This window comes from Bacillus sp. es.034, from assembly GCF_002563655.1.
Lineage (GTDB): Bacteria > Bacillota > Bacilli > Bacillales > Bacillaceae_B > Rossellomorea.
On record NZ_PDIY01000001.1, the window covers coordinates 3,189,193 to 3,202,477 of the forward strand.

Annotated in this window: 14 protein-coding genes and 1 other annotated feature; of the genes, 1 reads left to right on the top strand and 13 read right to left on the bottom strand. The window is 41.4% G+C overall.

The window, feature by feature from the left end:
• Positions 1 to 37: 37 nt before the first annotated feature.
• Both tyrS and ATG71_RS16355 read right to left on the bottom strand, forming a co-directional pair.
• A complete protein-coding gene (tyrS, locus tag ATG71_RS16350) occupies positions 38 to 1,294 on the bottom strand; it encodes a tyrosine--tRNA ligase (protein WP_098440564.1) in 1,257 nt (418 codons plus the stop codon).
• Positions 1,295 to 1,436: 142 nt separating this feature from the next.
• Positions 1,437 to 1,646 (bottom strand) — a binding site (T-box leader).
• Between the two features lie 61 nt (positions 1,647 to 1,707).
• Positions 1,708 to 2,361, bottom strand: a complete 654-nt coding sequence (locus ATG71_RS16355; protein ID WP_286163041.1) for an O-methyltransferase — start codon at positions 2,359 to 2,361, stop codon at positions 1,708 to 1,710.
• Positions 2,362 to 2,531: 170 nt separating this feature from the next.
• Here ATG71_RS16355 and ATG71_RS16360 point away from each other — a divergent pair, with 170 nt between their 5' ends.
• Positions 2,532 to 4,205, top strand: coding sequence for a ribonuclease J (locus ATG71_RS16360; protein WP_098440566.1), 1,674 nt, complete (start codon positions 2,532 to 2,534; stop codon positions 4,203 to 4,205).
• 51 nt (positions 4,206 to 4,256) lie between these two features.
• On the opposite strand, the gene ATG71_RS16365 is transcribed toward ATG71_RS16360, so the two are convergent.
• The 11 genes from ATG71_RS16365 to rlmN form a co-directional block, all read right to left on the bottom strand.
• The gene (locus ATG71_RS16365; RefSeq protein WP_098440567.1) at positions 4,257 to 4,553 is read right to left on the bottom strand and encodes a putative quinol monooxygenase; all 297 of its coding nucleotides are present in this window, start codon (positions 4,551 to 4,553) and stop codon (positions 4,257 to 4,259) included.
• Positions 4,554 to 4,572: 19 nt separating this feature from the next.
• Positions 4,573 to 5,208 carry a nitroreductase family protein gene (locus ATG71_RS16370; RefSeq protein WP_098440570.1) on the bottom strand — a complete coding sequence of 212 codons (636 nt, stop codon included), beginning with the start codon at positions 5,206 to 5,208 and terminating at the stop codon, positions 4,573 to 4,575.
• 27 nt (positions 5,209 to 5,235) lie between these two features.
• Positions 5,236 to 5,670, bottom strand: coding sequence for a MarR family winged helix-turn-helix transcriptional regulator (locus tag ATG71_RS16375; RefSeq protein WP_179886565.1), 435 nt, complete (start codon positions 5,668 to 5,670; stop codon positions 5,236 to 5,238).
• Between the two features lie 134 nt (positions 5,671 to 5,804).
• Positions 5,805 to 6,587 carry an HAD-IIB family hydrolase gene (locus ATG71_RS16380; RefSeq protein WP_098440572.1) on the bottom strand — a complete coding sequence of 261 codons (783 nt, stop codon included), beginning with the start codon at positions 6,585 to 6,587 and terminating at the stop codon, positions 5,805 to 5,807.
• A 77-nt stretch (positions 6,588 to 6,664) separates the two neighbouring features.
• Positions 6,665 to 6,856 carry a hypothetical protein gene (locus ATG71_RS16385; RefSeq protein WP_098440574.1) on the bottom strand — a complete coding sequence of 64 codons (192 nt, stop codon included), beginning with the start codon at positions 6,854 to 6,856 and terminating at the stop codon, positions 6,665 to 6,667.
• 132 nt (positions 6,857 to 6,988) lie between these two features.
• Positions 6,989 to 7,450, bottom strand: a complete 462-nt coding sequence (locus ATG71_RS16390; protein WP_098440576.1) for a DinB family protein — start codon at positions 7,448 to 7,450, stop codon at positions 6,989 to 6,991.
• A gap of 31 nt (positions 7,451 to 7,481) precedes the next feature.
• The gene (locus ATG71_RS16395) at positions 7,482 to 7,778 is read right to left on the bottom strand and encodes a hypothetical protein (RefSeq protein ID WP_098440577.1); all 297 of its coding nucleotides are present in this window, start codon (positions 7,776 to 7,778) and stop codon (positions 7,482 to 7,484) included.
• 438 nt (positions 7,779 to 8,216) lie between these two features.
• The gene (locus tag ATG71_RS16405) at positions 8,217 to 9,575 is read right to left on the bottom strand and encodes an NAD(FAD)-utilizing dehydrogenase (protein WP_098440581.1); all 1,359 of its coding nucleotides are present in this window, start codon (positions 9,573 to 9,575) and stop codon (positions 8,217 to 8,219) included.
• A gap of 115 nt (positions 9,576 to 9,690) precedes the next feature.
• Positions 9,691 to 10,914 (bottom strand): MFS transporter, encoded by a 1,224-nt coding sequence (locus ATG71_RS16410; RefSeq protein ID WP_098440583.1) that lies wholly within the window; start codon positions 10,912 to 10,914, stop codon positions 9,691 to 9,693.
• 13 nt (positions 10,915 to 10,927) lie between these two features.
• The gene (locus ATG71_RS16415) at positions 10,928 to 11,974 is read right to left on the bottom strand and encodes an ArsR/SmtB family transcription factor (RefSeq protein WP_098440586.1); all 1,047 of its coding nucleotides are present in this window, start codon (positions 11,972 to 11,974) and stop codon (positions 10,928 to 10,930) included.
• A 158-nt stretch (positions 11,975 to 12,132) separates the two neighbouring features.
• Complete coding sequence (rlmN, locus tag ATG71_RS16420; RefSeq protein ID WP_098440588.1) at positions 12,133 to 13,203, bottom strand: dual-specificity RNA methyltransferase RlmN; 1,071 nt, start codon at positions 13,201 to 13,203, stop codon at positions 12,133 to 12,135.
• Positions 13,204 to 13,285: the final 82 nt, after the last annotated feature.

Sequence of the window (13,285 nt, forward strand, 5' to 3'; positions counted from 1 at the left end):
CCATGACCCCGTTTCGGGCTGATGCTGATTTTTCATCTTATCTTTCGTTTTGCACTCTTATCCGTACGAACTTTCTCTTCCCTACCTGCAAAACCATTCCATCTTTAATCTCCACGTTCGACTGCACATCCAGAACCTTTTCTGAATTGATTCTGATGCCTCCATTTAGGATCATCCGGCGTGCCTCACTTTTAGAGCTTTGCATGTGTAACGCTACAAGGAGATCGACTACCGAAATATTCTCTTCTCCCGTCCATTCCTCCTCAGGAATATCTTCAGGAAGTGCCCCCTTTTGGAAGACCTCCTTGAACTGTTTCTCTGCCTGTTCCGCTGCCTCATTTCCGTGATACATCCTGACAATCGTTTTTCCTAGAAGGATTTTGGCATCCCTCGGGTGAAGGATACCACTCTTTACTTCAATGGCTAACCTCTCTTTTTCTTCTACAGATAAATCGGTGATCAAATTGAAGTATTTTGTTATCAGCTCATCAGGTATGGACATCGTCTTCCCAAACATTTGATTGGGATCTTCATCAATCCCGATGTAATTATGTTTCGATTTTGACATCTTATCAACACCGTCAAGCCCTTCAAGTAATGGCAATAAAATGACCACTTGCTTTTCCTGGTTGTAATGCTCCTGAAGATGTCTCCCCATCAGGACATTGAACTGCTGATCCGTACCCCCAAGTTCCACATCACTTTCAAGGGCGACGGAATCATAACCCTGCATCAAAGGGTAGAACAGTTCGTGAAGTGAAATCGGTTTCTTTTCTGATAACCGTTTGGAGAAATCGTTTCGCTCGATCAATCGCGCGACTGTGATCTTTGAAGATAAGTGAATCACATCTTCAAGGTTCAAGGATGATAGCCAGCTTGAATTGTAGTGAAGCTCCACTTTTTCCTTATCCAGGACCTTTCCGAATTGTTCAAAATATGTCTGTGCATTTCTTTTCACTTCTTCATCCGTCAGCTGCTTCCTTGCAACAGACTTCCCTGTCGGGTCACCGATTTTACCCGTGAAATCCCCGATAATCAGCTGGACGATATGACCGTTTTCCTGAAACTGTCTTAATTTATTCAATACCACAGTATGTCCGATATGAACGTCTGGAGCAGTCGGATCCAGCCCCAGCTTGATTTTCAAAGGATGGCCAGTGGAGATTGATTTCACCAATTTGTGTTTCAACTCTGCTTCTGGAACAATTTCATGCACTCCATTTGCATATTGCAGGAGCTGCCTTTCGACTTCGAGCTGCTGAACTTTTGAAAGAGATTCCCATTTGTGTTCCATGATTGTTCCTCCTTGATTGATGATGGAAGTAAGCAGTTTTGGGATTCACCGTTAAAACGGAATATCCGACGACAAACCAGCTGTTCTACTCCCTTCCATTTCATAATGTTTTAATTTATATACAAAAAAACCACGCCCCTAATTAAGGGACGTGGTTTACGCGGTACCACCCTCATTGAAGATCTCTCTTCCACTCGATTCGGATAACGGACCGGCCGTTCTCTGCTACTTTTGTGTTCACAAAGAATGTTCAAGGTGGTAATTCGCGCTTATCTGTGTGCTGATTTCCACCAAGCATCAGCTCTCTAAGACAGGGAGATAAGTCACTACTGAGTCCTATCATGACATGTATGATTTAGAATTTTCATTTATTTTACAGAAAAAAGGTGATGATTACAATAGAATTCTTCTGTTTATTTCACAATCCCCATTACAAACCCATCGTAACCCTTCGAGCCGACTGTTTGAACGACTGTTGAATCGATCCTGTCTTCTTGAGACAACATCTCGGCAAATGACCTGACACCTTGAACGCTTTCATCTTCACTGTTTTCGTCAATCACCCTTCCTCCACGAACCACATTATCTGTAATGATGACCGCCCCATGCTGGGCCAGTTGAAGTGCCCACTTTAAATAATTGGCATTGTTTTGTTTATCGGCGTCTATGAAAATGAAATCAAATGTCCCTTCGAGAGAAGGCAGTGTATCAAGCGCCGCACCCACTTTGATTTCCACCTTATCTTCTACCCCGGCATAGCGAATATTTCGTGAGGCAACCTTTGCATGTGTTTCACTGAACTCAAGGGTGACCAGACGTCCTTCTTCGGGCAGGGCCCTGGCAAGCCAAATCGTGCTGTACCCACCCAGGGTCCCTATTTCCAGAATGCTTTTTGCCCCTTTAAGCTGGGCGAGTAAGGAAAGGAACTTCCCCTGATTCGGAGATACATCGATTGCAGGAAGTCCGGCTTCACTATTTTCTTTCAGGACAGACTCCATAATGGAATCCGGTTTTTGTAGTTTACTAGCATAATATTGATCGACTTTGGTCCAAGTATCTGTTGACACGATCCTCTTCACTCCTTATAAAAAGTACTCTTGTCAACATAGCATAATTTTCCATTATTGGATATTTAACAAGCGGCAAAAAATATTAAAATTCACTGGCAATAAAGTTTATTAATTGAAACAAACACATTCGGGAATAGTAAGAAAAACATGTCTTGGAGGGTTCTTTCTTGGAAACAAATGAACAGGGTTTGACTATTTTCGCACTGGGTGGACTGAATGAAATCGGAAAAAACATGTATGTATTAAAATATGGTGATGATATTGTCATCATTGACTGCGGGGGAAAATTCCCCGATGAAAGTCTCTTAGGAATCGATTTAATTATTCCTGACGTTTCCTTTCTTGAGAAAAATAAAGACAAAATCCGGGGTCTCATTGTCACGCATGGGCATGAGGATCATATCGGCGGGATTCCCTATCTCCTCAAAAAAATCAACATCCCTATTTATGCTACTCATTTTACATTGGGATTAATCGAATTAAAGTTAGAAGAGCATAAACTCATCCGGGATACGAAACTTGTAACGATTGATTCTGAGAGTTCAATCAAATTGGGATCCATCGATGTCTCTTTCTTTAAGGTCAGTCACAGCATACCCGATTGTCTGGGGATTGTCTTTCATACACCAGAAGGGAAAATTGTACACACAGGCGACTTTAAATTTGATCTAACTCCTGTCAATCACCAATATGCAGATATTCATAAGATGGCGCGGATTGGCGATGACGGTGTCCTGGTACTGCTTTCTGAAAGCACGAATGCAGAACGGCCCGGGTTTACGCCTTCCGAACAAATGGTAGGTAACCATATGGATGAAGCATTCTTTAAAGCGCGAGGCAAGATCTTTGTCTCCACTTTTGCTTCCAATGTGAATCGTGTACAGCAAGTGGTGGACTCTTCCATCAAGACGAACCGGAAGCTGGCACTATTAGGTCGCAGCATGATTAATGTAGTGTCTGTCGCGATGGACCGTGGGTATTTGACGGTTCCTGAGGGAATGCTGATTGAACCAGGTGAAATCGATGCACTACCTCCAGAGAAAGTAACCATTTTATGTACTGGGAGTCAAGGGGAAGCTATGGCTGCCCTCGGCCGATTATCGACAGGCAACTTCCGCGGCGTATCCATTTATCCCGGGGATACGGTCATCCTTGCAGCTTCACCGATACCTGGTAACGAAAAAGACGTATCCCGCATCATTGATAACCTCTTTCAACTGGGTGCCCACGTCATTTATGGAAGTGGAAGTACTACAGGAATGCATGTTTCAGGACATGGTTATCAGGAAGACTTAAAACTCATGCTGACGTTGATGAAACCGACTTACTTCATCCCCATTCACGGGGAATATCGAATGCTTTACCATCATCGTTTACTTGCAGAATCGGTGGGTGTGGAGAAAGGGAACACGTTTATCATTAAAAACGGGGAAGCCGTTGATATTAAGAATTCTATCGCTCGTCAAACTCGATCTCACCCAGCCGGTGATACCTATGTGGACGGCTTGAGTGTCGGGGATATTGGCTCCATTGTCCTACGAGATCGCAAGCAGCTTTCAGAGGATGGTATGCTGATTATCGTCGTCACCCTCAATAAATCAGATCATACCATTCTTTCCGGTCCCGACACGATTTCAAGAGGATTTGTATTTGTTCGTGATTCAGAAGAACTCCTTAAAGATATTAATAATTTAGTAAAAAAAGTAGTCGATGATTTGACCGAAGCGAATATCCGGGACTGGAAAGAAATGAAACAAGCAATCAAAAAAGACGTTGGTCAATTTTTATTCAAGCATTTAAGAAGAAAGCCTGTTCTACTGCCGATTATTATTGAAATTTAGTTTTTTTAAAAAATAGAAGCACCCAGATGATGCCGGGTGCTTCACAATTTATTATTTTTCTATTTTATTTCCCTCATATATCTTCACATCTAAAGGAGCCGCTAAATACTCAGGTGCCCTTCCAACGAATGATGTGAAATGTTCGCTGGAATTATGACTTTCAACAGCAGATGGATCTTTCCATACCTCTACCATTGTATAGACACTTTCTCTCTCTGTATCCTTCATTAAATCATAAGAAATATTGCCCTCTTCTGCTCTGGATGAAGCGACAAGTGGGCGGATCTCTTCTAAGAATGCCTGTTCTTTCACTGGGTTGATCTGAAATTCTGCATGTATAATAATCATTTCTTTTCTCCTCTAAAATTTATTTCCATTCTGCAATGGATTCGATTGGTAATCTGACTGATTTGTACCCCGCATCGGCAGCTTTCCCGATTGAAATCAGCATGACAGGATAATAACGTTCTTTGTCCATGCCATATGCTTCAGCAATTTGATCTTTTTCATATCCACCTATCGGATTGGTATCATATCCGTGGGCACGTGCAGCAAGCATCAATTGCATTGAAACTAAACCTGCATCAATAAGATTCATTTCCCTGAACTGATCTTTAGGCATCGTTTCAAGTAAACCTTTAATGGCTGGAAGCTGTCTGTCTCTTACTTCAGCAGGCATTAGTCCTTCTTCGACAGCTTTGTTGTAAATTTCATCTGCATAATCAAGGCTGTTCATATCAACAAATACAGCGATGACTGCAGAGGATGTTTTCACCTGTGTTTGATTGAATTTGGCAAGTGGTGCAAGGGTTTCTTTTCCTTCTTCACTGTCGATTACAACAAAACGCCAGGGCTGCAGGTTAACAGAAGACGGTGCTAGTGTTGCCTCTGTAAGAATTTCAGTCATTTCTTCTTTGCTGATTTTTACGGATGGGTCATAGTTTCGGATGGAACGTCGACCTGTGACAATTTCATTGAAATCATTGATTTTTGTTGTATTCATGATGCATTCTCCTTCATGTGTTTATATTTAGTATTCGATGTCTTGTACATTATCCTGAATTCGATTCAGCATTCCCGTTAAAATCGAACGTTCTTCTTCCGTGAATGTCTTGAAGACTTTCGAGATGAAAATCTCTTTCTCTTCCCTGTAAGCTTCAATTTTCATTCTTCCTTCTTCTGTCAGTTGAACATAAGTAAAACGGTTGTCCGCAGGATTCTTGCGACGGGAAACCATTCCTTTTCCTTCAAGCTGTTTCAGGTGCCTGGTAACAGCGGCGCTGTCAATATTCACTTCCCGCTGAAGTGCAGTCTGACTGATTTCTTCCACTTCAAACAGTCTGTGCAATAGGTCCAGGCGCGATTGACTGATACCTGTACAGCGCTCAAATTTAGGACTCATTTGTTTATATATATCATTGAGTTGAACAATGATCTTCTCTTCTTCACGGCACGAGTTGGACAAAGCATCCTCCTCCTTTTGAATGATTGATAGGTCAATTGTTGACCCGTCAATTAATATAATACATCTGAATCTGATAGTCAACCATTTCGATTCAGTAAAAAAAAGCCGGCTAAAAGGACTTCTCCTAAGCCAGCTTACTTCGTTTCTACACTGTTTTTACTATATGCAAATTCCAATTCTCTCAACTTCCAAATGATTTGCCCTTCATAATCACCTGTAAGAGGGATTTGTTCATCAGCCAAGCTCGAAAGTCCTTCGTGGTACCCTATCATGACAGCATGCCTTGCTTTTCGGAACATACTGATGTCATTGGCATCATTACCAAAAACAATAAAGTCTTCTTCATCCACTCCAAATCTCGAAAGTGCGCTCCATTTATGAATATTAGAGGGGCTTAAATCCACTACGTTTTCATTCGTATGTATGTTGATAACGATATCCAAGGCTTGCAATTCATCAATTAAACCCTGTAAGTTAGTTGCTGATAACAATAATATCTTCACAATTGAATTCAGTGAAGTCACTGGAAGCTGCTGGGCAAGGTTGTCAGGATCAAGGAAATCAAGGATTGGATGATCGGCAGCACCTGTATATGCGTAATCCCACTCGCTATCGATTAAATAAGTTGCCTCATAATGATGGATGAGGTCATGGATCCTCTTAAGGTCTTTTTCATGAAAAGAAGTTGCTTGAATCACTCTTCCTCTATGATAAAGAAGAGAGCCGTTCCCACCGATCAAAGGAAAAGAATGCAATTCTTTATCCAGGACAGGGAGCATATCCCGAATTGGTCTGGCGGATGCAAAAATTACTTCGTGGCCATTTGAATTCAGCTCCAATAAACATTGGACAATGTTTGTTGAAATTGGCTTCCCTTTAAAGCAAATCGTTCCATCTAAGTCAAATACAAATTTCATTTATGTACACCCTCTCACGATATGTATGATATTACCATATAAGATAAAAGCGAGGAACCATTTCATAAAAAAAAGACTTACTCCTTTGGTAAGTCCAATGCCTGATACGCAGCCTGATATTTCCCGCCATCCGCAACTTCTGAATGATAGAGGGCTTTCATGGCAAAGGTTCTCTCTAAGTTCATTTCTTCCATTAATACTTTCAATCTTTCTTGTAATTCTTTATTGTCCCTGACTAACAGCTTCATTTGTGATTTCATATATCTCATACGGCTTTTAATCCCCTTTATAAAATGTCCAATCCATCAAGTATATCACCGATGGTCATAGTACTAAAGGGATTTCTTTTGGAAGACCCTGTTTACTTCCATTACTCTGCATTTCCACCAGTTACACATTCTTTATCTAAAAATATAATCACTCGACACAGGCTTTTCACCGATCTTCCTTGCCCACACTGATAATTGACCAATATGGTGAATCTCATGGGTCACGACATGCTGCATCACCTTTTTGTATGTAAAGGTATATGTTTTACCTGACTTGGAGGTCAAATTGAATTCTTTCTTTTCATAGGCTGGTGTCCATAAAGATAGAAAGCTTTCGGTTTGCTGCCGTGTCAATTCGGAAAATGCGATGACTTCATCCAGTGTTGTAATGGCATGGATATCTTTTTCCATAGGGTGTTTCCCCTGCAATTGATTCATCCATATCTGTTCACAATCTGCTAAATGGAAAAGATTTTTTAGAATGCTCCCCATCCCGCCTGTCCGCTCTTTATTCAGTTCCGCAGAGTTCACTCCTCTACACCATTCAAACCAATCATCTCTCACTTGCCAGTTATAAGAAAAAAGTTCTAACATCTAATCAACCTTCCCTTCATACTTCATGTATTTAACGATCCCCTGATTCCAGAAACAGCCCAGTCACAATGACCCCTACGCCATTCAAAGCAAAAAAAGCACCATAAATCATCATGAGCATTCCTGTTCCAAATCCATATGGATCAAATGGACTTACCGATAAACCGGTCAAGAAAAAAACCACAGGTGTAAGCAATATACAGATGATTCCTGACCAAATTCTCTTCTTTTTATTTTTACCTGAAATCTTTATAACCATAATGTTGGTCAGAGCTAAGATGGTCATAATGATTACAACTAAGAGAAACAAAACACCCCAGTCAGACAACGTATTTCCCCCTCACATTTTTAATGATAGGCCATGTAAAATGAAATCCCCCAGCTTAATACAAGAAACACCAAACTTGCAATCAAATAAGGACTTTTATTAGATAAATGAATCCAACAGTGATCAGACATAAAAAGAATTCTCTCATCATCCTTCCATTTATATGAATGCCTTTACATGAACCCATTCAAATTTTTCATTTATATTCAATGGGACAGTGAAGAACATGACACCCCACCCAAAGAAAATAAATAGTCCCAGCAATCGGAGGAAAGAATACAGACTCATCTGCTTTTTTGGTTGATTATATACCTCTTCTTCATAATTAAAACCGGTTTGGTCTACTCTCAATCCCATAAAAAAATCCTTTCTGCCTGTTCTTTTCTTCTAATACGAAAAAACAGACAAAAAGGTTTCAAATTATTCTAAATTTATCATTTATTGGAAGGATATCCCCAGATAATTACCTACATAAATTCCGCTTGCCGATGCCTGGGAAAGGGAATGGGTTTCTCCAGAACAATCACCAATCAAAAACAGATTTGAAATATCCGTTTCAAAGTTCTCATCCGTCGGTAATTTTGGTTCATGAAATTTCGCATCCAAACCGTACAGAAGCGTATCAGGGTGGATCGGTTCCCCAATAAGAGTTTCCAGAGAACCCAAAAACTGGGTAAGCGCCATCCCATACAACTCCGGGACCTCTTCTCGCACATTTCCGCATTCCGCATCGAGGGACGGACCTATCACATTCCCCTCCAACGATTCAGTACGTCTATGGAGATTAAAGTCCTTCAATCTCTGAACGACAATCCTCCCCCGTCCTTGATTGATTCCACCTATGATGTCCCCTGCATACTTCATTGCCTCATCATGGGATTGAAAATAACGCGGAACAAATAAGCTGAAGTTCAGGTTCGCACTCGGTGTATCCTCTTCACGTGCATTTTGTCCGTCCGGCATCACTAATCCATGCTGGTGCTTCCGGATAATCCTCCCTTGAGGATTCATACAATAGGTTGTGGCACTGAATGAATCCCTTTCGATTTGCAGCTTTGTTTCAAACGTATCTTGTAGTATCGATTGAAGCTGGTCACCCTTCATTTCTACGCGAATCCCCATATCCAGACGCGTCTTCCCCGGAAATAGACCAAGGGATGCTGTTTGTTCCTTGAGCCATTTGCTTCCACTCATTCCTGTGCCGATCACCAATTTTTCTGTGGTGAATTGACCGTTTGTCGATTCTAAATGAAAGGTCTCGCCCTTTTTTGATATGAACTCGACACGGGTTTCAAAACTGAAGGTTACATGGTTTTTCAGCACCTCATACATCTTCTGAAAAATCTCGCTCGCCAGGCGTGTTCCTAAATGACGGACCTCCGTGGAAAGAACCTTCAAGCCCGCATCACTTCCCCTACTTGAAAGCTTCTTATTTTTCGTACTATATGAATATATGCTATCACCGCCAAATTCACAGAGTATATTGTCTACTTCCCTCATCAAATCAAGTGTGTTTTGCTGTCCGATTTTCCTGCCAAGCTCGCCGCCAAAATCATTCGTATAATTAAATTTGCCCTCGGATTTACCAAGGCCTGCAAATCCTATGTATTTACTGCACACACCTTCACATGTACAGATTCCTCCCTCATCTAAGCCGCATGTACGTTCACTCAGTTCCTTGCCGAGATCAATCATGTGTATGGAAACATGTTCATTATGGTTCATCAAGGTATAAGCAAGAAAAATACTGCTTACTCCTGCTCCGATGATGGTGATGTCATGGTGATTCGATTGCATCCCCTTTTCCCCTTTCTGAGTTGCGTTATTTCATAACGAATAAAGCTTTCATTTCTGTATCAATAATATGCTATTCCCATCCTACCATATTGACGTTATGAGGTCCGTCCCTCTATTAATCTTTTAAACTATGATGCAGGTAGGGGATGGAGGCGAGTGTGGAGATCGCTCCGGCAAGCACGATGGTGAGGTTGGTTCCCATTGCTTCTGCCAGTATCCCTGCCAGGAATGCGGCGATGGGCATGAGTATCCACGTCATGAGACGGCTGGTGGCCTGCACCCTCCCCAATAAGTGATCGGAAGACAGCGTTTGTCGGATCGTAATGATGCAGGGACTCATCATCGAAGCACAGAAGGTCCCTACTGCGTTCATGATCACGAGCCATAAATACGATTCCATCAAACCAAAAGATAGAATCGAAAGTCCTCCAACCACAGAGGCCGTAAATAATATACTTCTGTAAGAAAACCATTTCCGAAAGAAGTTCGACGTCAGTGCACCCATAATGGCACCCACTCCGCCAGCTGATAACAACCAACCTATCATAACCGTATTTATATCAAGAGTATCTTTCAAGTGAAACACTAATAATGTGAGGAACAATGTTGTTCCGAATACGGAAGTTACCATGGCAAGGTTTGTGTACAAAATTGGTTTGGTCTTTAAAACGAATTCAAATCCCTCCCCCATCTCTCCCCATATGGAAACTCTTGATGAATCTCTCTCATTTCTCTTCATTCTGAGACTTGCGATGGCAAGAAATGAGACGAGGAAGCTGACGCCATTCACCAACAGGGCATATCCTGGATTAAAGAATGAAATGATTAACCCACCTAAACCTGGCGCTAAAAAAACTGCTGCATTAAACATCCCGGAATTTAGTGAATTTACAGCTTGAAGGTCTTCTCTTCTCACCAGACCTGGAACTGAAGCAAATTGAGAAGTATTATAAATTTGACTTAGTGATCCAATACCAAACACTAAGGGATATACCATCCACATCTCCAGAGTACCCATTATAAAAAGAATCCCGATCATCCCCACAAGTATGCTCCGTCCTAAATCACATAAAAGAAGCAGAAGCTTCCGGTTAAAACGATCGGACAAAACACCCGCGAAAGGCTGCAACAGAATCGGTAACCTCTCAAGTGCCGCTACAATCCCCATGCTTACAGGTGACCCCGTTATAGATAAAACCATAAGTGGAATTGCAATTAAATAAATCTGATCTCCGAAAAATGAAATGAGATTTCCACCCATAAACCTGAAAACAGGATAATTTTTCTTTAAAGGCGGGAAACCTTCCCATTCACTCAGCTTGACCGCACGCTCTCCCATACTCGACACCCCTTTATTCCTCTGTTAAATAGTGATTCAATTCATTCGATAACGATTGAACAGCATTCTCCTTCAGGTGATACTTCCCATCCCGGGTTTCGACGAGCCTAGCGGACCTGAGAATTTTCAAATGGTGGTGGACTGTGGATTTCCCCATATCCAGTTCGTTGGTGATTTCCTGGAGGGTCCGATCTGATCCCTTCAAGAATTTCACCATTCGCAAGCGCGCTTCATCTCCTAGTGCCTTATGCTTCTGGACGAGAAAATAGCTTGGCATATTCTTATCATCCGGATAAATACTTTCATTGGCTACAGGGTAATAAAACACCTTCACCCCTTCAACATCCCCTTCGATGTTCCAGGGACGGTAAATGTACTGGGGGATGAGGAGGACTGTGTGGACAGCCGGCTCGGGCAAATAGGTGATACCGCCGGTGGCCCATTCCACCAAAGCCTCAGGATTGAGTTTTTCACTCATCTCTACCTTAGACTGTCTATCCCTTTTCAATATTCCAGTTAGTGTCTCTTGTTCAGGTCGAATCACTTCTTCGTACCAACTGGTCATTACACTCATTAAGTGCTTCTTTAGGTTATGGACATTTGTAGTGCATATGAATTCGATATAGCCTGGATAATATGGGTTATCGTCCGTCTGTTCTTTTAATTTGTTCCGTGATGTCACATCCCCCTTTGATGCAAGCTTTCGAAGTTCCTGAAATTTAAGTCCTATGTAGGGAATGCAATAGTATTTGAGTTCTTCATCATCAAGCTCATCCAAATACGTGATGAACTCTTGTAATGTTCCAAATTCTCTTTGATGCAATAACAGAAGAAGGGATTTCCACGTATTATGCTTTTCCACATACTCCAAACCCTGAATCAGTGAGTGGGTTAGAGACTTTTTTAACTTGTCCCATGATGCATTCGTTTTCTCTAACGTATCAATGAGCCTCGTGTTGGTGATGGCCGCAATCCCTAAAGCACATTCCCATAGCAGGGAAGCCTCGACCCTTACTTCATAGGTCTCTCTTTTTCGACTGGTCATATGGAGCACATCCATATTCACACACCCCTTTTCCAAAAATTTCTTTCTATGTATATTCTATAATTATTGAACAATAAATTCAATAATTATAGAATATAAAATTTCAGCTTTCTTAAATCATAAAAAAAGCACATAAATCCCAATCAGGAATTCATGTGCTCCATTTATATATATTACGACTTTACTTTATCCTTCTTGATTTGTTTACTTCTCAACTGACCACAGGCTGCGTCGATATCTGTTCCCTGCTCCACACGTACACCACAGTTGATGCCATGTTCAAGCAGTGTCCCATAAAATTCTACGATTGCTTCTTTCGTACTTCGTTGATATTGATTGTGTTCGTCGACGGGATTGTAAGGAATCAGGTTGACGTATGAAAGGTGACGCTTATTCTTCAGCAGTTTCGCCAACTGAAGGGCTTCTTCCTTATGATCATTCACATCACTCAACAAGATATATTCAAACGTGATGCGTCGATTTGTTTTTTCTAAATAGTAATCAATCGCCGGCATTAACTTCTCAAGCGGATATGCACGGTTGATCTTCATGATTCTTGTACGCAATTCATTATTTGGTGCGTGAAGAGATACGGCCAGGTTGATTTGAATATTCTCATCGGCAAATTTATAAATTTTATCAGCAAGGCCACTTGTGGAAACGGTAATATGGCGTGCTCCGATGGAAAGACCTTTCTGATCATTCACTACACGGAAGAAGTCCATCATATTATCATAGTTATCGAACGGTTCACCAATCCCCATCACGACGATGTGACTGACACGTTCCCCGTTCCCAGCTTCATCTAAATGATGTTGAACATTCATAATCTGTTCGACAATCTCGCCGCTTGATAAATCACGGTTCTTCTTCAAGAGTCCACTTGCACAGAATGTACAACCGATGTTACAGCCTACCTGTGTCGTGACACACACACTCAAGCCATAGTTGAAACGCATCAGAACGGTCTCGATCAGGTTCCCATCTTCAAGTTTGAACAGGAATTTGATTGTACCGTCCTTCGATTCCTGTTTAACCTCTTGTGTCAACGTATGAAGATAGAAGTGATCGTCCAGAAGCTGTACACAGTCAGCGTTCAAATTCTTCATATCCGCAAACTTTGTCACTCTCTTTTTATATAGCCAATCCCATACTTGAGCCGCACGGAATTTCTTTTGTCCATTTTCAACAAGCCAAGTTGTCAGTTGATCTAATGTTAATCCGTATATGGATTTCTTTTCCATTTAAAACCCTCATTTCGAAACTCTACAATTTTCTACTTATCTATACTACTTAAAGTATGGGAATGTTTCAAGGGATTTATAA

Coding starts and splice junctions, on each gene's coding strand:
- tyrS (WP_098440564.1), bottom strand. CDS start 1,294: ATGGAACACAAATGGGAATCTCTTTCAAAAGTTCAGCAGCTCGAAGTC.
- ATG71_RS16365 (WP_098440567.1), bottom strand. CDS start 4,553: ATGATTATTATACATGCAGAATTTCAGATCAACCCAGTGAAAGAACAG.
- ATG71_RS16370 (WP_098440570.1), bottom strand. CDS start 5,208: ATGAATACAACAAAAATCAATGATTTCAATGAAATTGTCACAGGTCGA.
- ATG71_RS16380 (WP_098440572.1), bottom strand. CDS start 6,587: ATGAAATTTGTATTTGACTTAGATGGAACGATTTGCTTTAAAGGGAAG.
- ATG71_RS16385 (WP_098440574.1), bottom strand. CDS start 6,856: ATGAGATATATGAAATCACAAATGAAGCTGTTAGTCAGGGACAATAAA.
- ATG71_RS16390 (WP_098440576.1), bottom strand. CDS start 7,450: ATGTTAGAACTTTTTTCTTATAACTGGCAAGTGAGAGATGATTGGTTT.
- ATG71_RS16405 (WP_098440581.1), bottom strand. CDS start 9,575: ATGCAATCGAATCACCATGACATCACCATCATCGGAGCAGGAGTAAGC.
- ATG71_RS16410 (WP_098440583.1), bottom strand. CDS start 10,914: ATGGGAGAGCGTGCGGTCAAGCTGAGTGAATGGGAAGGTTTCCCGCCT.
- ATG71_RS16415 (WP_098440586.1), bottom strand. CDS start 11,974: ATGGATGTGCTCCATATGACCAGTCGAAAAAGAGAGACCTATGAAGTA.
- rlmN (WP_098440588.1), bottom strand. CDS start 13,203: ATGGAAAAGAAATCCATATACGGATTAACATTAGATCAACTGACAACT.